The 24,590-nt window shown below is 40.8% G+C and carries 20 protein-coding genes; 4 read left to right on the top strand and 16 right to left on the bottom strand.

Going from position 1 to position 24,590, the window contains the following annotated elements; all coding sequences use genetic code 11:
- Position 1: 1 nt before the first annotated feature.
- From G1O98_RS07375 to G1O98_RS07355, 5 genes are all read right to left on the bottom strand, one after another.
- Positions 2-592 carry a CDP-alcohol phosphatidyltransferase family protein gene (locus tag G1O98_RS07375; RefSeq protein ID WP_163928056.1) on the bottom strand — a complete coding sequence of 197 codons (591 nt, stop codon included), beginning with the start codon at positions 590-592 and terminating at the stop codon, positions 2-4.
- Between the two features lie 36 nt (positions 593-628).
- Positions 629-2,125 (bottom strand): NADH-quinone oxidoreductase subunit M, encoded by a 1,497-nt coding sequence (locus G1O98_RS07370; RefSeq protein ID WP_163928054.1) that lies wholly within the window; start codon positions 2,123-2,125, stop codon positions 629-631.
- A gap of 89 nt (positions 2,126-2,214) precedes the next feature.
- Complete coding sequence (locus tag G1O98_RS07365) at positions 2,215-2,937, bottom strand: carbonic anhydrase (protein ID WP_175586574.1); 723 nt, start codon at positions 2,935-2,937, stop codon at positions 2,215-2,217.
- A 61-nt stretch (positions 2,938-2,998) separates the two neighbouring features.
- On the bottom strand, positions 2,999-4,876 hold the full coding sequence (locus tag G1O98_RS07360) for an NAD(P)H-quinone oxidoreductase subunit F (protein ID WP_163928052.1): 1,878 nt from the start codon (positions 4,874-4,876) through the stop codon (positions 2,999-3,001).
- A gap of 342 nt (positions 4,877-5,218) precedes the next feature.
- Entirely contained in the window at positions 5,219-5,404 is a 186-nt protein-coding gene (locus tag G1O98_RS07355) for a hypothetical protein (RefSeq protein ID WP_163928050.1), read from the bottom strand.
- Positions 5,405-6,148: 744 nt separating this feature from the next.
- Between G1O98_RS07355 and G1O98_RS07350 the strand changes: the two genes are divergently transcribed.
- Both G1O98_RS07350 and G1O98_RS07345 read left to right on the top strand, forming a co-directional pair.
- On the top strand, positions 6,149-7,681 hold the full coding sequence (locus G1O98_RS07350) for a hypothetical protein (protein WP_163928048.1): 1,533 nt from the start codon (positions 6,149-6,151) through the stop codon (positions 7,679-7,681).
- 91 nt (positions 7,682-7,772) lie between these two features.
- Entirely contained in the window at positions 7,773-8,438 is a 666-nt protein-coding gene (locus G1O98_RS07345; protein ID WP_163928046.1) for a class I SAM-dependent methyltransferase, read from the top strand.
- Here G1O98_RS07345 and G1O98_RS07340 read toward each other — a convergent pair.
- From G1O98_RS07340 to G1O98_RS07330, 3 genes are all read right to left on the bottom strand, one after another.
- Positions 8,418-9,371 carry an alpha/beta hydrolase gene (locus tag G1O98_RS07340; RefSeq protein WP_163928099.1) on the bottom strand — a complete coding sequence of 318 codons (954 nt, stop codon included), beginning with the start codon at positions 9,369-9,371 and terminating at the stop codon, positions 8,418-8,420. The genes G1O98_RS07345 and G1O98_RS07340 overlap by 21 nt on opposite strands.
- Before the next feature lie 19 nt (positions 9,372-9,390).
- The gene (locus G1O98_RS07335; protein WP_163928044.1) at positions 9,391-9,897 is read right to left on the bottom strand and encodes a DUF4112 domain-containing protein; all 507 of its coding nucleotides are present in this window, start codon (positions 9,895-9,897) and stop codon (positions 9,391-9,393) included.
- Between the two features lie 309 nt (positions 9,898-10,206).
- Entirely contained in the window at positions 10,207-11,106 is a 900-nt protein-coding gene (locus G1O98_RS07330) for a YihY/virulence factor BrkB family protein (protein WP_163928042.1), read from the bottom strand.
- A 166-nt stretch (positions 11,107-11,272) separates the two neighbouring features.
- Here G1O98_RS07330 and G1O98_RS07325 point away from each other — a divergent pair, with 166 nt between their 5' ends.
- On the top strand, positions 11,273-11,737 hold the full coding sequence (locus G1O98_RS07325) for a hypothetical protein (RefSeq protein ID WP_163928040.1): 465 nt from the start codon (positions 11,273-11,275) through the stop codon (positions 11,735-11,737).
- A gap of 206 nt (positions 11,738-11,943) precedes the next feature.
- Here the strand turns inward: G1O98_RS07325 and G1O98_RS07320 are convergent, their stop codons facing one another.
- From G1O98_RS07320 to G1O98_RS07305, 4 genes are read right to left on the bottom strand one after another with little or no spacing between them, the layout of a single operon-like run.
- The gene (locus G1O98_RS07320; RefSeq protein WP_163928038.1) at positions 11,944-14,415 is read right to left on the bottom strand and encodes an EAL domain-containing protein; all 2,472 of its coding nucleotides are present in this window, start codon (positions 14,413-14,415) and stop codon (positions 11,944-11,946) included.
- A gap of 21 nt (positions 14,416-14,436) precedes the next feature.
- Complete coding sequence (locus G1O98_RS07315; protein WP_167306185.1) at positions 14,437-15,498, bottom strand: histidine kinase dimerization/phosphoacceptor domain -containing protein; 1,062 nt, start codon at positions 15,496-15,498, stop codon at positions 14,437-14,439.
- A gap of 11 nt (positions 15,499-15,509) precedes the next feature.
- Positions 15,510-15,938, bottom strand: a complete 429-nt coding sequence (locus tag G1O98_RS07310) for a response regulator (RefSeq protein ID WP_163928036.1) — start codon at positions 15,936-15,938, stop codon at positions 15,510-15,512.
- 20 nt (positions 15,939-15,958) lie between these two features.
- Complete coding sequence (locus G1O98_RS07305) at positions 15,959-17,452, bottom strand: CHASE3 domain-containing protein (RefSeq protein WP_228058202.1); 1,494 nt, start codon at positions 17,450-17,452, stop codon at positions 15,959-15,961.
- A gap of 776 nt (positions 17,453-18,228) precedes the next feature.
- Between G1O98_RS07305 and G1O98_RS07300 the strand changes: the two genes are divergently transcribed.
- Positions 18,229-19,455, top strand: coding sequence for a tetratricopeptide repeat protein (locus G1O98_RS07300; protein WP_163928034.1), 1,227 nt, complete (start codon positions 18,229-18,231; stop codon positions 19,453-19,455).
- A 34-nt stretch (positions 19,456-19,489) separates the two neighbouring features.
- Here G1O98_RS07300 and G1O98_RS07295 read toward each other — a convergent pair whose 3' ends face one another.
- The 4 genes from G1O98_RS07295 to G1O98_RS07280 form a co-directional block, all read right to left on the bottom strand.
- The gene (locus G1O98_RS07295) at positions 19,490-20,047 is read right to left on the bottom strand and encodes a Uma2 family endonuclease (RefSeq protein WP_163928032.1); all 558 of its coding nucleotides are present in this window, start codon (positions 20,045-20,047) and stop codon (positions 19,490-19,492) included.
- A 48-nt stretch (positions 20,048-20,095) separates the two neighbouring features.
- Positions 20,096-21,676 carry a DHA2 family efflux MFS transporter permease subunit gene (locus tag G1O98_RS07290; protein ID WP_163928030.1) on the bottom strand — a complete coding sequence of 527 codons (1,581 nt, stop codon included), beginning with the start codon at positions 21,674-21,676 and terminating at the stop codon, positions 20,096-20,098.
- 73 nt (positions 21,677-21,749) lie between these two features.
- Positions 21,750-23,009 carry an MFS transporter gene (locus G1O98_RS07285; RefSeq protein WP_163928028.1) on the bottom strand — a complete coding sequence of 420 codons (1,260 nt, stop codon included), beginning with the start codon at positions 23,007-23,009 and terminating at the stop codon, positions 21,750-21,752.
- Positions 23,010-23,128: 119 nt separating this feature from the next.
- Positions 23,129-24,577, bottom strand: a complete 1,449-nt coding sequence (locus tag G1O98_RS07280) for an HlyD family secretion protein (RefSeq protein ID WP_163928026.1) — start codon at positions 24,575-24,577, stop codon at positions 23,129-23,131.
- Positions 24,578-24,590 lie beyond the last annotated feature (13 nt).

Raw genomic sequence — 24,590 nt, 5'->3', positions numbered from 1 at the left:
ATTATTTAGTAATTGGTGTTAGTGATTTTTGACGAATATTCAAAGCATGAAAAATGCTTAAAACATCATGTGTCCAAACTGGCAATATTAGCGTCATAGCAATTTCTTCAACGCTATGAATTGTGCCAGCAATACAAGTCAGCCATAAGGCAACTCCGGCGTAATCAAAGCCAAACAGGGCAATAATCGCAATAAAAAGGGTGATTCCCCAAAATTTTGCTGAATAAGTGTGATAGCTAGCGGGTTTACCATATTTCACTAAATTCACTACCCACCACAGCAATTGAGCAAAAACAATCATTAGCAAAGGGACGCTATAAGTAACGAGAATATCTTGATGAACTATCCACGCACTGATGAAGATACAGCTAAAAAGACAAACATCAGCCCAACTATCGGCTTGACGCAATTGGGCAGTGCTGACACCTAATCGTCGCGCAATAATGCCATCAAAAATATCTGAGAGAAAGGCTGCGACAAAACCGATGATGAACCAAATACTGGTTTTGCCATCCAAAGCATCTAATAGGAGGAATGGAGATATCAAAAAGCGAAATAGAACAAGACCACTGGGAATTAATGTGAGATTCATCCTTCCTCCTTTATCGATGCGTAACTCTCTGATTGATTACTTCAGCGCGACTTCAGAGATTACGGTTTTTTCCAAAGAGGGAATTGCAGCCACCATTGTTGTAGTTGTAGATTCACTCCAACGCACTAACCAAGTGGGCTGTACTCCCAAAAAGATGATAAAAGCTGCCAAAATTAAAGCTGGAATTTTCTCAGACCAAAGAACTTTGGGATAGTAGGCGACGTTATCGAGTCTGCCGAAACAGGTGCGGTTGAGGAGGATGACAAAATAAACTGCGGTTAATCCACTAGCGACTACACACAAAATTGTTGGAATGGGAAAGATTGAGAAACTACCTTGAAAGACGATAAATTCGGCGATGAATCCTGTTAAACCGGGAATACCAGCACTAGCCATCCCGCCTAAAACTAGTAAGGCGCTAATTAGAGGTAAACCACGGATGGGACTCATTAAACCATTGAGTTTATCTAACTCGCGGGTTCCGACTTTGGCTTCTACAACTCCCACCAAGTGGAAGAGAATTGCTAGGATGATACCGTGGCTGAACATTTGGGCGACTGCACCCACAAGTGCTAAGGGAGTACTAGCAGCACCAGCCAGCAAGATATAGCCCATGTGACCGACGGAACTGTATGCTACCATGCGCTTGATATCTTTTTGAGCGATCGCAATTACTGCCCCATAGATAGCGCTGATTGCTCCCCAAATTGCCAGAGTCGGTGCAATAATACTCCAAGCATGGGGAAACATCCCCAACCCAAACCGCAGCAATCCATAAGTTCCCAGCTTTGCTAACACGCCACCCAGAAGAATGGCAATTGGTGCTGAAGCTTCGACATAAGCATCCGGTAGCCAAGTATGGAAGGGAACTAAGGGAATTTTAATTCCAAAACCTAAGACTATTCCTGCTAGTAAAAGGATTTGTTTTGCTGTTGACAGATTTTCTGTAGAGACTGCATCAAAAGCAAAATTGGTAGAACCACTCAGCCACACCATACCCAAGAATGTTGCCAGAATTAATGCTCCCGAAACGGCAGTATAAATCAGGAACTTAATTCCAGCATAACCCCGTTTTGCCCCTCCCCAAATGGAAATTAGTAAGTAGAAAGGGATTAATTCTAGTTCGTAGAATAGGAAGAATAGCAGCAAATTCTCCGCGAGAAAAGCACCTGCAACCCCTCCACTCACTAATAAAATCATGGAGTAGAACAGCCGGGGGCGTTCAGTTTCTTTATTGCTGCTATAAATCGAAATCCAGGTGAGCAGGCTATTTAGCACCAACATTAATATAGAAAGCCCATCAACACCGATTTGATAGTTCAATCCCAGGGTTTCATTCCAGGGCAAATACTCTTTAAATTGCATTCCTGGATTGCTAATATCAAATTTTAGCAGGATAAATATGTTCCAGGCAAGAACTGTTCCAGAAAAAATTAATGCTGTTAAACGAATACGATGATTAGGGAAACTTACAGGTAATATTGCTATAATAGCGGCAGCTAAAATAGGGAGCCAAATCAAAACACTTAACATTATATTTGTCCTTTGTTATTTCTCCTTTGTTATTTGTCCTTTGTACGTTAGTAATGACCACTGACTAATGACAAAGGACAAAAAACTAATTAGACTAAACTGATTCTGCCAGTATCTAAATCGTAATATCCACCAACTATTTTCAGTTTTTCTGCCTTGATTAGTTCAGATAAAACTGTAGATGATTTCAATTTTTCAACTTGTGCCAAAATATTTGCTTTACAGGCGTTTTCTAACTTATCTCCCGATGCTCCTTTGGAGCTTTCTACACTTGGTTTAATTGCTTCAAGCAAACTTCCAATTTGTCCTGGTACTTGAGCGCCTTTGATTGCGGCATCTACTGCACCACATCTTTCATGTCCCACTACCATGATGACTTTAGTACCTAATACTAAGCTACCAAATTCTAAGCTACCAATTTGCTGTGTTGTGGCAATATTACCAGCTATGCGGCAGACAAATAAATCTCCAAGTCCTTGATCAAAGACAATCTCTGAAGGTACTCGTGAATCTGCACAGCCTAGAATAGAAGCAAAGGGCTTTTGACCTTTGGCAACTTCGACTAAACGTGATTGAGTTTGATTGGGATTGCGACGTTTTGCTTTAACAAATCTATCATTACCCTCTAATAATTCTTTCAGTGCCTTATCGGGGGTAAGATCATCTTCTGCTGGCGCTACTGGGGCTTTTTTTTCGGCTGCAAGTAAGTTTGAGCCAAGTCCAACTGTCAATACACCTGTACCGATCGCACCTGCACCAAACTTCAATAAACCTCTTCTGGAAAGATTGATTTGGGTATTTCGTATGCTCATGGAATTCTCCTGCAAATTTTATACTAAACTATCTGCTTGTTTGTAATCAAAGGGTGTTTAACTACCCTAGTGTTGAAATTGGAAAAATCAAATTTAAAAACTGCACTCCCCAAAATGGCCAAGCTACCCACATTCCTAAAACACTCACTCCTAGTAAGACAGTTAAAGCGTAAAATTGGGTTTGTCCAGAGGTGCTGTATTTTAAACTTTCGCCACCTAATAGCGAAAATAAACCAACCAAATTAACGATGCCATCGACAACAAAGCGGTCAATCATATCGGCAAGTTGGGAAATTTTGGCAACGCCAAAAATAATGGTTATCCGATAGAGTTTTGGGGTATAAAAGTCGTATGCGAACAAGTCTTGTAGACCTTTCCAAGGGAGGCGAATTGGTTTAGGAATATTGCCTAAATAAACCACACCAGTGATGCTGCAACCGGAAATACTCGACCAAATTAAAAGTAGTACGACATCTTTGTTTAGAGTTGCCCAATCGGGTAAAAGTGATAAGCTTTGCAACACTAAAGGAAGATGTAGACTAAAGGCAAGTAAAATTACCATTGGCAAAATCATTGGCCAGTGTGCTTCAGGCGATCGCTGACTCATTTGTGTAGCTTTACCACCAAAAATTAAACCGAATTCTCTGGTTAAACTCACGGCTGTCAAAGCGTTTACCGTTATCACTACTCCCACTAACCAAGGTTGCGTTTCCCACAACCCATCTGCTAGTTTCACTAACGCCCAAAAACTACCCAATGGTGGAAAACCAATTAACCCCAAAGTCCCGACGATAAAGGCTATTGCTGAAATCGGGCGACGTGTCCATAATCCGCCCAATTGGGTAACATCTTGGGTGATGCTATTCCAAATAATTCCGCCGGTACTCATCACCAATAGGGCTGCGGATATAGCATGGGTAAGTACTAACAACAGCGCTGCTTCATCTTGTTGCGTTCCCACAGCGATGAATACTAAACCCATGTATGCACTGACAGAATAGGATTGGCAGCGTTTAATATCAACTTGAGCGATCGCAATTAAAGAAGCACCTACTGCCGTCACTACCCCAATGGCCACCATAGCGGAGGAAACTATGGGCGACAGGCTTAACACAGGTTGCAGTTTAATCAGCACCCATGCACCACTAGCAACTACTACCGAATTCCGCAAAATTGTACTGGGAACTGGGCCTTCCATTGCTTCATCCAACCACAAATGCAGTGGAAACTGGGCACATTTACCCATTGGCCCAGCAATTAAGGCTAAACCTACCAGTGCCATTGTTGTCGGGTTGACGTTAGCAGTCGCCGCCCACTTAGCTAGTTCTGGATAACTCCAAGTTCCAGCTAGGGGCCATAATGCCAACACGCCCATCAGCAAAAATAAGTCTCCCACCCGCTTGGTTAAGAAAGCATCTCTGGCACCTGAGACTACCAACGGCTGGCTAAACCATAAGCCAACTAGTAGGTAAGTTCCCAGTGTGAGGACTTCCAAAATTACATAGCTGAAGAACAAATTATTACACAGAACCAGGGCACATAGTCCTGCTTCAAATAATCCTAATAAGGAATAGAAGCGTCCCCAACCCCAATCCATCTCCATGTAACCGATGGCATAAATCTGCGCCAGCAAATTCAAACCAGTAATCACAACTAAAGCGCCGACACTCACTGAGGATATTTCTAAAGCAATGGTGAGGTCTAAACCAGCTGTAGATAACCAAGGAATAAATACTTCTTGGGCTGGTTGATTCCAAGTTGCTTGTAAGGCGATCGCACTATGTACAAACGCCAAAAATGTCATCACCAAGTTTATATAACCCGCCGGTCTTGGCCCCGTTTTCCGAATAATTCCCGGCGACCAAGGTACGGCTAACAAGCCACCTATTAAGGCATAGCAAGGAACTAGCCAAACAGTCTCAAGTAGAAACTGAGCCATCAACTTACCTCTAGATTTGCATCAAAAGTTTGGGGTTTTGAATCAACTTACGTTGATCCCTATTAACCCAGCGATGTCTACTACGGGCTACGCCTACGCAGGTAAGACAATTTTATCTTTATTTAATCTTGTTAAAATAGCTTACCGTTATATCCGTCAAAATGGAATTACTTTATATAAACAAATGTAAGATAAATACTCTAAGGAAATCTTATATAATCAACCATCTGAGTAATGAATAATAGCTATTGCTTTTTATCTATGAACATGAGTTTTTACTTATTGACGTAAATGACAAAAGACGCAATTAATTGCGTCTCTAATAAGTCAACTAAATTTGATTCATATTATTGTAATTTTGTCAACCTGCCAAAAAACAGAAATAATCACAGGCGCTTGGTCAAATTGGCTGATAGGGGCGGGTTTCATATCTCGGTAGTCCAGCAGTTGGACTAAGATCAGGTAAGCGATCGCTAAAATAACCGAAATCGCACCTGTAAGAATAGCAATTAATTTTGAACGTTCCATCAGTATTTCCTATATTTAAAGTTATTGTGCTGTGTCTATATCCTAATAAGTTCTAGTTAAGGCTTGATCGTCCTAACCCTACTTAAAAAGAGGATACGCTGAAAGCGTTAGTGAGTCTGCCAGGTCAGAGGTTCCTCCAATTCAAGCAAGTGAGTGGTCTGGGCTGCACAAAATATCACAAACCCAAGCGTATTAGCCTATATCTACATTAATACTTCACATACACACCACATAGTTACCGATATACTCATAGTTATTCAAAGCAATAGTTTAGTACGTTGCACCTACCTATTTACAGCAGTTTTCTTTTGTATGAAGTACAAGAGCTACAAGTTTTGAGGCAGGATAGTGCAGCGTTACGGCAGCAGACAGATCGCTTTTAGCGTCTCCCCTTGGGAGAAGGCAAGAGATAGAAACTTTATCTGATGCGTGAGTTCTGCATTTGTACCTAAATTATTTGCAAAATACTGTATCTTTACATAGTTCAATTGTTTCATACCCACCTACTTATTGCAATCATATATGAAAATAGAGTTTTGCTTGCACTGCAAACATTTGCAAACTCTAAAAGGTGTGGCAAAACATAGCAAAGTTAAGCATAAATTTAAGTACTAATAGACTCATAATCTTTCTTGATTACAGCTTTTAGAAATTGTTATTAATTAAAAAACGACAGAGTTTCTGTTATCTTATTAGGATATTAACTACTGCGAAATAATCACTTAATTATAAATTTAAATTTCCATGATTAGTATTGCTAAATTAAATAAAATTGACTTTATAGTTTTGATTACTATTGTCATTATCGGTCTGATACATTTACCTTTTCCATTTGACGGAGATCAAGCATTTTTTAGGCTAGGTGCTTTGGAAATGCAACAAGGAAAGGTGCTTTATCGAGATTTTTGGGATATTAAACAACCGGGAATTTTCTCATTTTATTTTTTAGCAGGAACTTTATTTGGTTTTAATGAGATTGGCATCCATGTATTTGAACTTATTTACATGGTATTTTTTTCGATAATATTGCTACTGACCCTAAAAAGCTATTTTCGACATCAGATAATTGCAAGTCTAGTACCTTTGTTAACAGTTGGCGTTTACTATATTGTTTCCGGTGCTTGGCATCTGACTCAAGTAGAAGCACTGGTCGGGTTTCCTTTATTCCTTTGTCTTTGGGTTACTTTTAAATCTTTTACAAAAGAAGGAAAACAAAGATTTTATCTGCTTTTACTGTCAGGCTTTTTAGGCGGAATTGTTCTTTTATTTAAATTCTTATTTCTGCTGATCTTGGTTTCATTTTGGCTAAGTATATTGATGTATTCTATACTAATAAAACGCCACAGTATTCAAAAAAACTTCATTGAGATTTTTATCCCAATTTTTATAGGAGTTACATTTCCTCTTTTGGTTGTTGCCAGCTACTTTATCTCGGTTAATAGTTTTGCGATAGTGTTTAAGACATTTTTTATATATCCACCGATGATTGTTGCTAATGCTGCATTTAATAAAACTAATTTTGTTTTGGGAATAAAATGGTTATTACAGAATTTTTATTCTTTAATTTTAATGACTGCTGTTGCAGTCTATGTATCATTGTATAAATCTAAGAATATATTGACTTTGTTACTTGTTATTTGGTGTATTTTTGCTTTGTCTGTTATTCTTCTACAGGGAACAGCATTGTGGGAATACCATTATTTACTATTGTTTGTACCTATAGGTATTTTAGCAACTAAGGGATTAGATATATTGTGGGATTCCTTAAAAGGATTAAAGTCTCGAATCCCAACTATTTTACTGGTATTTTTATTGTTCTTACCTTTCTCTTTCACTCTCGTAAAAAAGAGTATTACTCTGGTTAATAATAATTTTGCTTTAACTGAAGATACGCGATTGCAATATCAGGCTGTCTTTAGACCAAAATATCTATCTCTTCGTTCAGAAGCTAATTTTATATCTCTACCAGGAAATCTTGTTGGTGATATTTATGTAGCTGGCGATCCATCTATTTACTATTTTTCTGGTCGGAATCAAGCTACAATACTACGTGGTTGGGCTCTTGAATATTTTTTATCTGAGCAATGGTCAGCACTTATAAAGCAGTTGGATTTATCAAAGCCTCCTTATATTTTTATTGATTACGAACCGCAGGCTATAATCAAAGAAAAATTTCCAAATCTCCTAGAATTTATTGAGCAAAAATATCAGATTTTACGTCAAGATAATAATGGTATTTGGTATATCTTGAAGGAAGACTCCGAAGTGAGAATTTAGAGGATATTTTAAAAGTCCCCTTGTCTGATGTTTGATAAACCACTTTTAGGCGATAGTATAACTGTAGATTATTGCAATTCTCTCATCTACCATGCCAAAACAGTCTATAGGTCTTGACGATCAACTCTATAATTACCTTTTATCCGTTTCACTGCGGGAACCAGAGATTCTTTTGAAGTTGCGCCAAGAAACTGCCAGTCATCCCAGAAGCACAATGCAGATTTCACCAGAACAAGGGCAGTTTATGAGACTGCTAGTACAGCTAATTGGAGCCAAGAAAACCCTAGAAGTTGGTGTATTTACAGGTTATAGCTCGCTCTCAGTGGCTTTAGCACTTCCTGATGATGGTAAAATTATCGCTGCTGATGTAAGTGAAGAATTTACTGCGATCGCCCGCCGATATTGGCAAGAAGCCGGAGTTGCCCATAAAATCGATCTACGATTGGCTCCAGGTCTAGAAACTTTAGATCATCTGTTGGCAACTGGACAAGCTGAGACATTTGATTTTGCTTTTATTGATGCTGATAAAGAAAATTATGATGGATATTATGAGCGATCGCTGCAATTATTGCGTCCAGGTGGCTTAATTGCGATTGATAATGTTTTATGGTCAGGACAAGTTGCTGACCCGGAAAATCAAGATGAAAGCACCCAATCGATTCGCGCACTCAATGAGAAGTTACATCATGATGAACGGGTAACACTCTCCCTTGTCCCCATTGCCGATGGACTTACCTTAGCCATCAAGCGGTCTTAATATAGTGTCACCATCCCGTAAAAATTCCAGAATCGCTGCATTCAACTCCTTAGAAGAACCACTTGAAGCGTCATGATAGCAGTTAGACAAAATTTTTAATTTGGAATTTGGGATATGCTGATGTAATTTTTCACCATGAGTAGCAGGAAACCAACTATCTTGATCGCCCCATAAAACTAGTGTAGGACACTTAATTGCACTTAGTTTATTTTGAATTTTGGTAAGCATATTTGGCTTGCTTGCTTGCCAATTCTCAATTTCTCGCGCTGCTATTTGTAACTCTTCGGCAACTTTGACAATCGTACCAGGAAATTGAATAAAGGGGTAAGTTATCCAATAAACATCTTCTTTTGTCAAAATTGACGGATCAAATAATACCCCACGTCTTTCTATTGCCATAATTTCTCTTAATAGAGGTGCAAACAAATATGCCAGACGTAAGGAGTCAATTGTTTGGATGATTTCTAGAGGAGTTTGGGCAAGTAACCCCATAGCCCAATGGGGCAGACGTTGGGCAAAAACAGGTACATTTACTACTACAAGCTGCCCGATTAACTGCGGATTTTCTTGAGCAAGAGCAAGGGCAACTAATCCCCCCAGAGATTCCGCTACAATCACTGCTGGTTCATCACATAATGCCTGAATAATTCTTTGAAACTCAATAACTTGATGACCGTTGTGTTCTCGACGAGACAATGGTTTTTCAGAAAATCCAAAACCTTTAGCATCAAAACAAATTACCCGAAAATATTTAGATAATTCTGTTACACTGTGTCGCCAATTATAGCTCCAACTACCCATGCCATGTAATAAAATTAGCGGTTTCCCTCTACCTTTTTCGCCATAAGAAATTTGTACAGGATAGCCTTTAGCATCAGTAATAATTAAAGTTTGTCGTCCTTTGGGAAAAGTCGCTTGCCACCAATCTTTCATTCCATTATCTATCAATAATTTAACCACCAGTTAAAGCGTTCCAGAATATTCTAATTAGTATCACGGGTAATGCTACTAAAACAATGGATATCAGCAACAATCCAACCAAAAGAGCAATGATAAATAACCTGTCTGCACTCTTTTGCTCGCTAGGAAACTTTAAGTATTCTTCCAATAGCTTGATATTATTAGTGTTAGCTCTCCAGGCAAAATCAAAAAAGTCTCCCAAAACGGGGACAGCGCCTACCAAGCCATCAAGGATCACATTGACAACCATTTTACCTAAAGTGGCTCTAGAGACACCCAGCCGCGCTGCTTCTAGGATGATGTAGCTAGAAAACATGACTCCCAAAAAATCACCACCAATAGGTATAAGTCCTAAAATTGGATCTAGACCGAAACCAATCTGTGTACCAGGAATAGTAATAACATTATCCAGCAGCCGACTTAACTGACGCAGGCGCTTCAAGGTGGGTGCTTTAGCATCAGGTTCAATCATAGAAAACCGAGGAGGAGAATCTGGCATGAAAGCGATCGCTAATTTTGCATTGAATCGTTAGATATTCTACTCCCCTAGTGAGCTTTTGCAAAAGTTTTCTCAAGGATTTACAGAAGAAAGGCAGGGGGCAGGAGGCAGGAGGAAGAAAATATAATTTTTACCCTCTGCCAAAAGGGTTTAAAGTCCCTAAATTTATTTATGAAAAAAAGAAAAAATATGTATTTCAAGACGTGCAGCGCAAGAAATACAGCGTTCTTATTAAATCCCCTAATATTTATTTATGGGGATTTCTTCTACTTTCTGGCTCCTGCCTCCTGCCTTCTGCCTCCTTAAAAATTAATATTTTTCATTAGATTTTGACTGCGCTTTTAGGCGCATATCTTCACCGACTGTCACGTTCAACTGATCGCCGATTAACAGTACAGCAGCGCTCATCGACAGCCAGAGCATTAAAACTATCACAGCCCCTACAGCACCATATACTTTATTATAATTGCCAAAATTCGCCACATAAAGCCGAAATAGGGCAGATAATATTGCCCAGAAAACAGCTGCCAAAATTGCTCCAGGCATCATTGGCGTGCCTGAGTTCCATACACTTGGCCCATAGCGATAGACAAAGCCAAAAGCAACAGCAACAATACTTAAAGCTAAAGGCCAGCGTAACAGCTGCCAAAGATGTAATAAGACGATCAAGGAACCATTTTCGCGTACTACCATTCCCAAAAGCCAATCGCTGGTAAACACTAAGAAAGAAGCCAGCACTAAAAGCAACATAGTACCAACTGTTAATCCCAGAGAGACAAGCTTGGCTTTCCAAAAGGGGCGCATATTTTCTGAAGGAATTTGATGAATTTGGTCGAGGGCTGTCATAGCGGTACTCACCGCCCCAGAAGCAGTCCAAATTGCTAATACAAAGCTCAGAGAAAATAAGCCACTGTTTCTAGAATTGGTAATTTCTGTGGTAGCAAAATCACGAATTAGAATCAGGGCTTGTTCGGGTAGGATTTGACTAAGTTGGGCCGCTAGTTGTTTAAAGGTAGCTTGTAAAGATTCTGCCAATAAACCAATGGCTGTGAGGACAGCAAGAATTGCTGGAAACAGCGATAACATGGCATTGAAAGCGATTTCTGAAGCTAGTCCCAAAAGTCGTCTTTCCATTGTCCTAGCAAAAGTTTTTTTGAGCGTGCGCCAATTGAGGTAGTAAAAGAAACGAAAAAAACGAGGTTTTGGCATAATTTTGAGTTAAAACTGGTTAGGTTTCTTAACTACTGTGCCAAATTTTGCGTAGCGATCGCATTTATCTTTTTACCGCAATAATACCGAGTGAGGGGCAGGGAGGCAGGGGCAGAATAACAAATGACAAATGACAAATGACAAATGACAAATGACTATTTAATTTATGAATCAAGATTTTACACAACAGTGGTTGACAGAAATCCAGGAACTCAGAGAGCAGATGGCGGTACTTCAGAGCGATCGCGATACGGCTTGGGAAAGTGCCCAAAAATGGCGACAGCTTTACAACACAGAAGCAGAACAACGCCGCACAGATGCCCAACTGTCCCAACAGGCGATCGCATCACTCAAGGCAGACTTGCATAAACTCCGGGGTCTTGAGGTCGAGACACTGGCTGCTGGGACATCACTAACAGCGATTCAACAAGAGATAGAACAATTAAAATCTGTGGAGGAGTTACAAACTAAACTCATCGCCCTAATCAAAGAACGCGATCGCCTCTTGCAAGCTTTAAAGACTGAGCAGGATAATCACGCCCAAAGCCGCAATAGCCTTACTACTGCTTTGGGTGATGCTATTGATAGCTTGACACAGGAACGAGCCAGAGGAGAAAAAGAGAGTCAATGACCAGCGTGAACTTCGGTGATTTTGAATTTTTACAGCAGTTTTCAGGTATTTAGACCACAACTGAGACGGGGAAAGGGAAGAGACGCGATAAATCGCCGTCTTTACAATAATCAGTCCTTTGTAGAGATGGTGATTTATCGCGTCTTTGTGATTTTCATAAAATAAACCTTAACTGAACCGTATTGAGAGTGGTGTAGATAACGCTATCATTGTCTCGGCTGAATGCCAGAAACAATTAATGTTTCTATCGACTTGCTATCCAGGGGTTGGGAGAAAAAATATCCCTGTGCGTATTTACATTTCATGGCTATAAGTTGTGACAGTTGCTCTACCGTTTCTATGCCCTCTGCTATTACATCTATATTTAGACTCTCGGCTAAGGTGATGATCGCCTGAACAATCTCTAAGTTTTCTCCATTAGCACCAATCTTAGTAATAAAAGAACGATCAATCTTCAAAGCATTACTTGGAAAGCGGTGCAGGTAACTCAACGATGAATAGCCTATGCCAAAATCATCTAAGTGTAATTGGATATTCATCTGTTGTAGTTGCAAGAGCATAAAAGTTGCTGACTGAATATTTTCCATCAGTACGCTTTCAGTAATCTCCAACTTTAAATTACTGGCTTCCAGGGCAGTCTCTTGCATAATTTGGTTAATTTGCTCAATCAGATCGGGTTGTAAAAACTGTTTAGTGGAAAGATTTACACTGATTGTCAAGGGTGGATCGGTTGGAAATTGGATTTGCCAAGCACGCATCTGCCGACAAGCCTCGCCCAATACCCAGTAACCAATAGGGATAATCAACCCAGTTTCTTCTGCTAGTGGAATAAAGCTGTCTGGAGGAACTAATCCGTGTTGCGGGTGTTGCCAGCGAACGAGAGCCTCGAAGCCAACAATTTTGTAAGTTTCTAACAAAACAATTGGCTGGTAGTAAACCTGAAACTCCTGGCGTTCAACTGCCCGTCGTAGATCCATCTCTAACTCTAATAGCTTCGTTATTTGGGTGTACATGGTTGAGTCAAATATCTCATGGCGTGCTTTACCCAATGCTTTAGCGCGATACATTGCAATGTCAGCGTCGCGCAGGAGTTGCTCTGGTAGGTTGTAACTACCCTTGCTCACGACGATGCCAATGCTGACGGTGGTAAAAACCTCATATCCTCTGAGTGTGAACGCAGATGTCAGAGCTTCATGTATCCGCTCCACTACGCCTATTGCGTCATTGATGCTGTTGATATCATCAAGCAAAATTGTAAACTCATCTCCCCCTAGACGGGCAACTGTGTCTCCAGCACGCACACAGTTTTCCAGTCTGCGAGCAAGGGCAGTTAGTAGTTGGTCGCCAATCATGTGACCGAGACTGTCGTTGACAACTTTGAAGCGATCTAAATCTAGAAAGAGAACAGCGAATGTATAGTCCGCACGTCGTTTTGTCAACATCAGCGCCCGTTCTAGCCGTTCCATAAACAAGGCGCGGTTTGGCAGACTGGTTAGTATATCGTGAAAAGCATCATGAATTAATTGTGCCTCCGCAAGTTTTAGAGCAGTAATATTGCGAGAAATACTCAAGACAAAGTATACTGAGCCGTCGCTAGCCAATTCAGGCACAAGACGGGTATGGTAATGTCTTGTTTGGGCAGCGATCGCTAAAGTACATTCAAACTCTGTTTCTTGCTTAGTTTGGAAAACTTGCCCAAGCTTGCGATCGCACATCCGGCAAAATTCTTCCGGTAGATTTAACTCTGCGTTTGTTTTGCCAATAAATGTTTCGGCTGATATCCCTGTAACCTTTTCAATAGCTGGATTAACGTAAATGTAGCGCAATTGAGTGTTAAATCTGGAAATAATATCAGGTGCATTTTCAACTAGTGCTTTGAATTCTTGCTGGCGACGCGCTAGTGCCTCCAATATCTGCTTGCGCTCGGTGATATCCTGAAAGACAAGAACTGCACCCGTGATGTTACCGTTGTCATCTTTAATCGCTGCAATACTATCATCAATTGGGATTTCTGCACCGTTTCTAGTAATAAGTATAGTCTGTTCTGGTAGACCAGCAGTAATACCCGACTGAAGGACTTGCGTTATCGGACTTTCAATTATTATCCGAGTTTCTTCATGAGCAATATTGAATACTTCTGTTGCTTCTTTACCAAACGCATCTGAATAATTCCAGCCCGTCAGTTCCTCCGCAATAGGATTCATAAAAGTCACAGTTCCAGATGCGTCGCTAGTAATCACAGCATCTCCAATACTTTTAAGTACAGTAGTCAGCCATTGTTCATTCTGTTTTAATTTTTTTTCCGTCCGATGTTTGGAAAGGGTAATTTCAATAGTGAACTTTAATTCTTTTTCTTTAAAAGGCTTAAGAATGTAGCCAAACGGCTCTGTTATCTTTGCCCGATCCAATGTTGATTCATCTGCATTAGCAGTAAGATATATGATTGGAATATTAAAAATATTATGAATTATCTGAGCCGCCTCCACACCGTCCATCTTTCCTTTGAGATGAATATCCATTAAAACTAAATCTAGAGAATCATCTGCTGCTTTCTTAATTGCTTCTTCTCCAGAATCGGCAAGCCCCAAAACAGTGTATCCAAATTTTCTTAGCCGACTTTGTATATCCATTGCCACGATGATTTCATCTTCAACAACTAATATATTTACTGGGTTCATGATTTTATTTATCTTATGAAATTAGATATTTTTAGCCGGAAATATAATTTTATACTTCACTCCGTTATAACTGATAAAATCAATATTGCCTTGTAGCTGATGTGTTAGACCTTTTACTAATCGCAGTCCTAACGATTCTGTAGCTTGAAAGTCAAAATCTTGGGCAAAACCAACACCATTATCACTGATAGTAAGTGTAAATAAATTTGCTTCTATGGAGCAAAAGGCAATACAAATTTCTCCCGTTTCTCTTTGGGGAAAAGCATATTTTAAGGAATTTGAAATAAGTTCATTGATAATCAACCCGCAAGGAATAGCTGCATCAATGGCGAGAAAAACCTCCTCAACGTTCATTTTCAAGTTAATAGCGCTGGAATTAACGTTGTATGAATAAAATAAATTAGTTACTAAATCTTGGATATAGTCAGCAAAATTAATCTTTGCCAAGTCTTGAGATTGATATAGTTTCTCGTGGATCAAAGCCATTGATTCAATCCGATTCTGGCTATCTTTGAATACCTCAAGAGCTTGATTGTCCTTGAGATATTCTGCTTGCAGGTTGAGCAGACTAGAAATAATCTGCAAATTATTTTTTACCCGGTGATGAATTTCTTTCAATAGCACCTCTTTTTCTTGAAGCGATGCTTTAATCTGCTCCTCTGCTTGTTTACGCTCTCGTCTCACCTGTGCCTCACGCAACTCGCGGGCAACAGCAGGGATAAGTCGCGCTAAATTGCCTTTGATAATGTAGTCATGGGCACCAGCTTTCATGGCAGCTACTGCGGTATCTTCACCAATCGTGCCTGAGACGATAATGAATGGCAGGTCAAGTCCACTTTCCTTAACCTGCTTTAATGCAGCAGGGGCGCTAAAGGTGGGCATGGAATAATCACAGATGACAATATCCCATGTTTGCTCTGCGATGGGCGAAGCCCCGCCTTCGGCGATCGCAGCTTTCATGGCTGTGGGTGTATCAACCCTTTCAAAGGTTACTTCATAGCCACCACGTTGCAGTTCACGTAGCAGCAACAAAGCGTCATCTTCTGAATCCTCAACAAGTAATACGCGCAGAGGTGTACCCATACCCATCTAAACTATACTCTTGGCGGTGATTCGTTTAAGACAAACCAGTACAACCCTAGTTGTCGCACTGCTTCACTGAATTGGGAAAAGTCTACTGGTTTCCGAACATAGCTGTTGGCACCCAAGCTGTAACCATTGATTAAGTCTTGCTCCTCCTTGGACGAAGTGAGAATCACGACGGGAAGGATTTTTGTCCTTTCGTCGGCCCGCAGGTGTCGCAAAACTTCCAGACCATCCATTTTAGGCAACTTCAAATCCAACAGGATGAGATTCGGCATAACGCTCATATCGCGGTCAGTGTAAACACCTTTACCAAAGAGATAATCTAGGGCTTGTACCCCATCGCGTGCCACTACCACCTCGTTCATAATGTTGTTTTTCTTCAGTGCCCGTAAGGTTAACGCTTCATCATCAGGATTGTCTTCTACTAATAGAATCATGTTGTATATTTTCCTTATACTTAAAGGGTGAAGTAAAATGTTGCGCCTTGCTCCACTGCGCTTTCTGCCCAGACACGACCACCGTGACGGTGAACAATCCTTTGCACAGTAGCTAATCCGATACCAGTGCCTTCAAACTCAGTCATGGCGTGCAGGCGCTGAAAAGCACCGAAGAGTTTCTCAACATAGGCCATATCAAAGCCTGTGCCATCATCACGGACAAAATACACATGAGTGTCATCTTGCTGCAAAAGCCCAAATTCTATTCGGGCTTTTTGATGTTTTCCTGTAAACTTCCACGCATTACCCAGTAGGTTTTCTAGGACTATCCGTAACAGATGAGCATCACCATTAGTAACCAATCCCGGCGCGATCGCAAACTCTACTTGGCGTTCTGGTTGGGTTTTGTGCAACTCTGTAGCGATCGCCTCCACCAGTGCGCTTAGATCAACCTTTTCGGAACGCATCTCACTGCGTGTCAATCGTGATAGATTCAGTAAATCGTCGATCAGTTGTGCCATTCGCTGGGTGGCTGCACGCACTCGCTGGAGGTAGTTTTGGCCTAGTGTGTCTAGCTTGTCAGCATAATCTTCTAGTAGTGCTTGGCTAAAACCATCGATACTCCGCAAGGGGGCCCGCAGGTCGTGAGACACTGAATAACTAAATGCTTCCATCTCTTTGTTAGTCGCTTCGAGTTGTGCTGTGCGTTCTGCAACTCGCTGCTCAAGCTGGACATTCAGGCGCAGAATTTCTGACTCCGCCTTTTTGCGCTCATTAATTTCAGTTTGCAATTCCTCGTTAGTGTTTCTCAGTTCGGCAGTCCGTTTGTTAACCTCAATTTCTAATTCATCGCGAGCTTTTTGCAGAGAATTTTCCATCCGCCTGCGTTTGACGAGTTCCTGATTGGTAATCATCGCCGCTAAACCGACAATAACAGAAGCGATAATGCTGCCAAAAATAGTCAGCACAGTTGTTTGATGAGCGCTGGCGTTCGCCTCCATTGAGCGCTGTTTCAACAACTCATTCTCTTCATTCTCCATAGCTGTAGTGAGCATTCGGATGTCCTCCATAATCTGCTGACCCCGATCTGTCTGAACTATTTGCAGTGCGGACTCTAAATCTTTGCTCCTTGCATTAATCGCCTGTTCAATCAAAACCAGTTTTTTGGTAATCAATGGTTCAAGGCGATCGAGCCGCCGTTGTTGATTGGGGTTATCCACAGTCAATTGGCGCAGAGCCTTAAGTTTTTGAACAATCTCGCCAGTTGCTGTGCGATAGGGTTCGAGATACCGCTTTTTGCCCGTGAGAAGATAACCCCGTTGTCCAGTTTCTGCATCCTTGATCTGCGACATTATTTCTTTTGTCTTTTCAAGTACCTCGCGTGTATGTGTTACCCATTGAGCGTTTTCTCTATACTGAAGCAAACTCAGATACGAAACTACGCCGATACCAGTCATAATTGCTACTGCTATTACAAAACTGCCCGTATTCTTTTTGTAAATAGCCCATTTCATTTTTTACCTTCCTAATTGAAAAAGCAGCTGTTGACTAAAGTAGTAAAAACGGTGAGTCAGCTCTTTAGATGGTTAATAGTCACTATATATTGGCATTAGAGCATCACCCTTCGTGCCCCAGTTCAAGCGGCTATATCTTCGTTCCAGCAAACAATATCCATGAAAAAATTGGCTTGCTGAATAAGAAGTATGAAAATGATTTTGTTTAATATCAAAACCCATATAGAGATGCGATATATCGCGTCTCTACCTTTTGATTCATACTTCTTATTCAGCAATGCCAAAAGTTTTTCACGGTATTACTCATCATAGTCGTGCTAACTGATACTAAATTTTTTAACTTTTAGAGTAGAGCAAACTAGCTCTAATAAAGGATATCTATAATTAGTGAATTATTGTGAGCGTATATTTTCTGACTCATAAGAAGGCAAATAAGAAATTTTGTTCAAATATTCAGTATATTTACCCAGCTAGATTCAATAGATTTTCGCTTGCATCAGCCACGCAAATGTGATATGAAACTCCAGTAATTACACTTAAAAATCTTTGATTGTATTAGCTTGATATTGACTTGATTTATAAGATACGTAGATTAGATAGAGACATAAAGCAATGTAGGGAAATAGGGGCTTGCCACACCCCTACGACAAATCTATATGTATGTATCAGAGTTTTCGTGAATTACTATTACGCCTCGGAATTGCTGAAATAAGGTAAAAATAATAGGGCATGGGGAATTACCTCATGTAACTAACTCAAGGCAAGGTGAAGTACTCATGCTCAGGCGCTTAATTGTGATTGTTACTGCCGCTATACTCTTTAGCAACTCCTTAACGCTGGCACAGACTAAAAAGCCCAAACCACCGGATGAATTTCCTCCTAGTCCTCTAGAAATCACCACACCCGACCCACTGCTGCCACGTTTACCCAAGGATAAACAGCCGTTAACTCTCCAAGAACAGCAAAACTTAGAACTAGCGCTGGATGCCTTAAATCAAGAAGCAGCAGCGAAATTGCAAGCAGGGGATCGGGTGGCGGCGTTTGAAATTTGGAACCGGGAACTTCGGTTGCGGCGCTTTTTAGGTTTTTTAGCAGAGGTGCAAGCACTATCACGAGTCGGGGCGATCGCTTGGAAGCAAAATGATGGGGAAGAAGTACAATATATTACGCAGCGATTGCAAGCAATTCAAAAGCAGGCGCAATCTCAGAAAACAACTGCTCAAGTTGATCTGGAATTATGGCGATCGCTAGCCCAAGCTTACCAAAATGTGCGATCAATTAAACTAGCTGTAGAAGCTTACGACCAAGTTTTGCTAGTGGTGCGGCAGCAAAAAGATCCAGCAGCAGTAGTAGAAATGCTTAAAACAATTGGGGAACTACATTTAACTTGGTTTGATTATACAAAAGCTGCCCCAGTCTACGAGGAATTATTGAGTTTAGCTACATCTCAAGGTGAACGTGTAAATGAGATAACATATCTGCAACGGCTGGCTTACATTTACGAGCAGACACAACAACCGCAGCAGTCATTGAATGTACTTAATAAGCTAGTTGAAATTTACACTAACGAAAATAATCTTACTGTAATCCCAGAATTAAAGCTAGCGATCGCTGCAAATTACGAATCTCTAGCCAAGAAAGATCCTAACTTACTGCTAGAAGCTTTTCAAAATTATCAAGAAGCTTATACCACTGCTTGGCAATTACGCGAGTATGTTCGTGCTGGCGACGCTTTGCAGAAGTTAATTGCACTGTACCGTTCTCAAGGACAAATAGACGAGGCTTTGCAGGCTAGCCAAATCCTTGTACAGATACAGACGCAATCTGCCAATTTTTACGGGATAATGCAAGCTTATGACCAAATTGGGCAATTGTATCTAGAACAGAAAGATTTTCCTCAAGCATTAACAGCTTTTAAAAAAGGGTTGGAAATAGCACAACAACTAAAACATGAAGAAGCATACTTTACTAAGCAAATTGAAAAAATATCATCTAATCGATAATACCTATTAATTGATTATTCAACTTAGATGCTTTTCAGCTTAATACATCTTCATATATTTCGGCGATCGCACACCGAAAATCAACGCTAGCTAAATGCACTTCTTGTTCATAAGGATAAAGTACCCACTGTCCTTGTTCATTGCGGCGGAAGCATTCGACACTCATTTGGTCTGGTGAAATTAGCACATATTCTTGTAGTGATTCTAAGTGTCGATAACTAGCGAATTTCTTGCCTCTGTCATAGCCTTCTGTTGACTCAGAAAGCACTTCGATAATTAAACAAGGATAAGACTTAAAATATTCATATTCCCTATCTCGTGTATCACAAGTCACCATAACATCAGGATAGAAATAGCGATTTATCACATCAATTTGTGCTTTCATGTCCAACATATAGACACGGCATCCACTACCCCGGAGATGGTTTCGTAACAGCATAGATACATTCATGCTCACTGTGACATGAGCATCACTTGCCCCTGCCATCGCGTAGACTTGTCCATCAATATACTCGTGTTTGATTTCACTTACTTTCTCGCCTTCTAAATATTCTTCTGGAGAGATATAGTACTCACTTTGGCTGATGACCATTTTAGTACCTTAGTAGTTTTATCAAATATTTTAACCCATACAACAAATTTAATGAGCGACAGCATTACCACTTGGCTTCACCTTTTTGAAGAATAAAACGGCAAGTCCACTGAGTAATAATGCAATGCCAATAAAGTAAAAACAATCGTTAAAAGCCATTACATAAGCTTCCCGGCGGACTATATTAGATATGGATGCGATCGCTTGATTTTGAGCAGTATTTAAATCTGCTCCTTTGCTGACAAAATACTGTGTCATTTGGTCAATCCGCTGTTGAGTTTCTGGGTTATATAAAGATATCCCATCACCCAATCTATTCGAGTGAAATTGCTCTCTGTTAGTTAATAAAGTTGCTAAAGATGCAATTCCTATAGAACCGCCCATATTCCGCATCATATTAAATAAACCACTTGCTGAACCTGCTTCTTTTGGACTCAATCCAGCAGTAGCGATAGAAGTTAGGGGTACCATAATTAGGGGTTGTCCCATTGCACGCACAAATTGCGACCAGCGTAACTGATCTAATCCAGTTTGATTAGTCATTCCAGAGTTCATAAATGCACTGATGGAAAACAATGTTACGCCAACGGCAACCATTAACCGTACATCAATGCGTTGCATCAATTTGGGGATAAGTGGAATAATAAAAAGTTGAGGAATACCAGCCCAAATTAAGACTTCACCAATTTGTAGCGCATTATATTTTTGAATTTGGGCAAGATACAACGGTAAAATATAAATTGAACCATACAATCCAACACCCAGCGACACATTAACAATACTGGCTAAACCAAAGTTTCGCCTAAACAAAAGTCGTAAATTAATAAATGGTTGCTTACGAGTTAATTCTATAAAGAAAAATATCGCCAGAAAAATTACTGCGATCGCACTTAAGCGCACAATCAGCGCTGAACTAAACCAATCTTTGCGGCTACCTTCTTCTAAAACAACTTGCAGGGAACCTAACCCAATAGCCATTGCAATAATTCCCCACCAATCACCTTGTTTCAGTAAATTAATTTGGGGTTTTTCTTGCTTAATTCCGTACCAAACTCCAGCTAGCATCAATGCGCCTGGAATTACATTTATATAAAAGTTGTATTCCCAACCAAAATTTTCTGTTAACCAACCTCCTAATGTGGGGCCAATTGAAGGTGCAAAAACTGCACTAAACCCAAAAGCAGCCAGCCCAACTGATTGCTTAGATTGGGGTAAAGTCGTTAATACAACTGTCATAGCGGTGGGAATTAAAACTCCTCCACTAAAACCTTGCAAGGCGCGAAATAAAATCATTGAATTGAGATTCCACGACCAAGCGCAGCATATAGAAAAGAAAATAAATAGTGCAGTATTCACTAACAGATAACGTTGCAGAGAAAACACTTGCGATAACCATCCTGTTAAAGGAATTACCACAATCTCTGCTACTAAATAAGCTGTAGAAATCCAAGAGCCTTCTTCTAAAGTTGCTCCTAAACTTGCTTGAATATCTTGCAGTGAAGCATTAGTTATTTGAATATCTAATACCGCCATAAATGCACCAAGCATACTGGCTAATACACCAATCCAGGTTCTTAGCGGTACGCGTTCTGGTGGTGCTTGCTGATGAATTACACCTGTATTAGCCATAATGTTGTTCCAGTTTCAAAATTAAGCAACGGAATTTTTATTAAAACTTATACCATTTATTTGCGTTTTTATCCTAAGATTTATTGCTTAGTACAATGCCCTTTTGCTCATAAATTGGACGCATGATCTGCCTTAAAGCAGGCAACTGTCTGCTAAAAATTATAGAACCTAAAATACAAGCTATCCCATCAATAATTAAAGTGTTGGGTGCGCCAATACGACTGGCTAATACACCTCCTAACAAGTTACCCACGGGAATCATCCCTAAAAATGACATTGTATATAAGCTCATCAATCGCCCACGTTTGTCATCTTCAACAATTGTTTGTAAAAATGTGTTGCTAGCAGCAATCTGGAGAATTGTACCTAAGCCAACAAATAACATTGTAAATAAAGAAAGTGGTAAATATCGAGATAAAGAAAAGGCAATTAGACCAACTCCTAAAATTGCTGGAGCTAAAGCAATCAATTTACCAATTCCTAAGATTGTTTGGCGCGTAGCTAGATAAATTCCACCAGTTAAAGCTCCAACTCCAGATGCAGCCATCAAAAACCCCAAACTCTCTGCACCACCTTTGAGTACTTGTTCTGCAATAACTGGTACGAGAATAGTGTTTTGCAGTCCCATGAGACTGACTAAAGTTGATAGCAACAAAATCGAACGAATGGGTGGAAAGCTAAAGGCATATACAAATCCCTCTTTGACTTTTTGTAATGGATTACCGTCTGTCACCACATTTTTCCAAGGCTTAACTTTCATTGCCAATAAAGCGGCGAGTACAGCAATGTAGCTTAAACCGTCTATTAAAAAACAATAGCCAGTTCCAACTCTAGCAATTAGTAAACCTCCGATCGCAGGGCCAATCAATCTAGCACCGTTGATCATGGTAGAGTTGATAGCGATCGCATTGGCTAAATCTTCTCTGCGTTCAACCAGTTCTGGGACAAATGCTTGGCGGGCTGGCGCATCTAAGGCGTTAATAAATCCTTGGAATAAGCTCAAGGCGATGATGTGCCATACCTCAATCACACCAGTCAGCGCCAGTACTGCTAATGTTAATGATTGAATCATCGCCAAGACTTGTGTACCAATTAAGGTACGATATCGAGAAAATCGATCTACAAATACTCCACCAAAGGGAGCTAGAAAAAAGCTCGGAATTTGACTCGAAAATCCCACAACTCCTAGCATTAATGCGGAGTTTGTCAAGTTATAAACTAGCCAAATCGTCGCAAGTTGCGTCATCCATGTCCCAATTAGGGAAATACCTTGTCCGGCAAAAAACAACTGGTAGTTTTTTGACCTTAAAGCAGGTAGTAATGGTTTTTTCATGTCAGGTTTGTTTTATACCAATCTGCTCTCACAAATATCATTTCACCTCATCTTTGTACGCCTCTCTATAGATGTATGAGAATGTCATAACAAGAAAGAGGTTTGCAGACAACTTGGTATTACTTGACTTCCACAGCTACTTCCGCAGACATCCCCGGAGTAATCCGCGATTCGTATCCTTGAATGCTCTTTTGGTCAAAAACTACTTTGACTGGGATGCGTTGGACAACTTTGGTAAAGTTACCTGTAGCGTTATCCGGTGGCAATAAGGCAAACTGAGCGCCGGAAGCTGGCGAAAGACTTTCAACACGACCAACAAAGGTATGATGAGGGAAAGCATCGAGCTTGATTTCTGCCGTCTCTCCTGGGCGCATCTTTTCTAATTGGGTTTCTTTGAAGTTCGCAATTACCCAATACTCGTTATCCACGATCGCCATTAATGGTGTTCCTACTGCAACTCGGTTGCCAACTTCGACGTTTTTTCTACCGACTCGTCCGGCACTGGGGGCGGTAACATTGGCGTAGGATAGCTGCAATTGTGCGTCTTTGAGCGATGCTTCTGATTGCGCGATCGCAGCTTTTGCCGCTTCGTATTGGCTACGTTTGACTGTCGTATCTTGTCCGCCTGCGGTAGCTTGTTGCAATCCGCCCTTGGATGCTGCCAATTTCGCTTGGGCGTTGGTGACATTTTCTTGCGCCTGTGCTAGTTGAGACTGGGCTTTGGCAACACCAACTCTCGCAGAGGCTAATTTGGCTTGAGCTTGTTCTACTCCCTGAACAGCAGCGTTTCTTTGTGCGGTAGCCACATTAAAAGCGGCCTTGGCTGCATCTAGCTGCTGACGAGCGATCGCACCGTTTTTATACAATTCGTTGTAGCGATTGTAATCTGCTTGGGCATTTTCCAAATTCGCATTTGCTTGCGCTACCTGCGCTTGGGCGGCGGGAATCCCTGCTTCGGCTAATCTGACCTCAGCTTGTGCCGCTGGTATCCCAGCTTGGGCTTCTTGTACTGCTGCTTGGGCTGTGGAAATTGCTGCTACCGCACCGCTAACATCTCCCTGCGCTTGAGTTGTCTTACCAGTGGTGGTTTGTGAACTTAAAGCAATATTTGCTTGGGCAGCTTGGGCTTGTCCACGTGCATTTTCTAAGGCTGCTTGTGCTTGCTGTACCTTACTTTCATAGTCTCGTGGATCTAACTTCACTAACAATTGTCCCGGTTGCACCAGTTGGTTGTCATTCACAAGCACCTGACTTACAGTTCCGGGAATTCGGCTACTAACTTGGTGAATGTTTCCCGCAACGGTGGCGTTGTCTGTTTCCTGGTGGGTGGAGGCGTATTGCCAATAGTTATAACCAAAAGTACCTGCGACGATCGCACCCACGCCTAATCCTGCCAAAATCAAACCAGTCGGTTTTTTCCGCTTCGGTGGAACTTCTTTCTCGATCTCAGGAGTTACAACAGGTGCTTCTGCGGTTACAGCTTCTAAAGTCTCGGAATTAGGAATCAATTCTTTTTCTATAACTATGGTTTTGTTTTGGTTGCGTCCGTTAAATGTATTGGTTTTCATGAGTCTTAACTCT

The sequence above is a fragment of the Nostoc sp. UIC 10630 genome (genome assembly GCF_010747425.1).
Lineage (GTDB): Bacteria > Cyanobacteriota > Cyanobacteriia > Cyanobacteriales > Nostocaceae > Nostoc.
The sequence above is the reverse complement of the archived record's forward strand: the minus strand, read 5'-3'. Positions and strand labels throughout refer to the sequence as shown.

Bases quoted from the DNA above. Each gene is read 5' to 3' on its own strand.
- G1O98_RS07330 (WP_163928042.1), bottom strand. From the start codon at position 11,106: ATGCCAAAACCTCGTTTTTTTCGTTTCTTTTACTACCTCAATTGGCGC.
- G1O98_RS07285 (WP_163928028.1), bottom strand. From the start codon at position 23,009: ATGAAAAAACCATTACTACCTGCTTTAAGGTCAAAAAACTACCAGTTG.
- G1O98_RS07300 (WP_163928034.1), top strand. From the start codon at position 18,229: ATGCTCAGGCGCTTAATTGTGATTGTTACTGCCGCTATACTCTTTAGC.
- G1O98_RS07280 (WP_163928026.1), bottom strand. From the start codon at position 24,577: ATGAAAACCAATACATTTAACGGACGCAACCAAAACAAAACCATAGTT.
- G1O98_RS07370 (WP_163928054.1), bottom strand. From the start codon at position 2,125: ATGTTAAGTGTTTTGATTTGGCTCCCTATTTTAGCTGCCGCTATTATA.
- G1O98_RS07295 (WP_163928032.1), bottom strand. From the start codon at position 20,047: ATGGTCATCAGCCAAAGTGAGTACTATATCTCTCCAGAAGAATATTTA.
- G1O98_RS07340 (WP_163928099.1), bottom strand. From the start codon at position 9,371: ATGAAAGATTGGTGGCAAGCGACTTTTCCCAAAGGACGACAAACTTTA.
- G1O98_RS07360 (WP_163928052.1), bottom strand. From the start codon at position 4,876: ATGGCTCAGTTTCTACTTGAGACTGTTTGGCTAGTTCCTTGCTATGCC.
- G1O98_RS07375 (WP_163928056.1), bottom strand. From the start codon at position 592: ATGAATCTCACATTAATTCCCAGTGGTCTTGTTCTATTTCGCTTTTTG.
- G1O98_RS07345 (WP_163928046.1), top strand. From the start codon at position 7,773: ATGCCAAAACAGTCTATAGGTCTTGACGATCAACTCTATAATTACCTT.
- G1O98_RS07355 (WP_163928050.1), bottom strand. From the start codon at position 5,404: ATGGAACGTTCAAAATTAATTGCTATTCTTACAGGTGCGATTTCGGTT.
- G1O98_RS07310 (WP_163928036.1), bottom strand. From the start codon at position 15,938: ATGATTCTATTAGTAGAAGACAATCCTGATGATGAAGCGTTAACCTTA.
- G1O98_RS07305 (WP_228058202.1), bottom strand. From the start codon at position 17,452: ATGAAATGGGCTATTTACAAAAAGAATACGGGCAGTTTTGTAATAGCA.
- G1O98_RS07325 (WP_163928040.1), top strand. From the start codon at position 11,273: ATGAATCAAGATTTTACACAACAGTGGTTGACAGAAATCCAGGAACTC.
- G1O98_RS07365 (WP_175586574.1), bottom strand. From the start codon at position 2,937: ATGAGCATACGAAATACCCAAATCAATCTTTCCAGAAGAGGTTTATTG.
- G1O98_RS07335 (WP_163928044.1), bottom strand. From the start codon at position 9,897: ATGCCAGATTCTCCTCCTCGGTTTTCTATGATTGAACCTGATGCTAAA.
- G1O98_RS07315 (WP_167306185.1), bottom strand. From the start codon at position 15,498: ATGGGTACACCTCTGCGCGTATTACTTGTTGAGGATTCAGAAGATGAC.
- G1O98_RS07320 (WP_163928038.1), bottom strand. From the start codon at position 14,415: ATGAACCCAGTAAATATATTAGTTGTTGAAGATGAAATCATCGTGGCA.
- G1O98_RS07350 (WP_163928048.1), top strand. From the start codon at position 6,149: ATGATTAGTATTGCTAAATTAAATAAAATTGACTTTATAGTTTTGATT.
- G1O98_RS07290 (WP_163928030.1), bottom strand. From the start codon at position 21,676: ATGGCTAATACAGGTGTAATTCATCAGCAAGCACCACCAGAACGCGTA.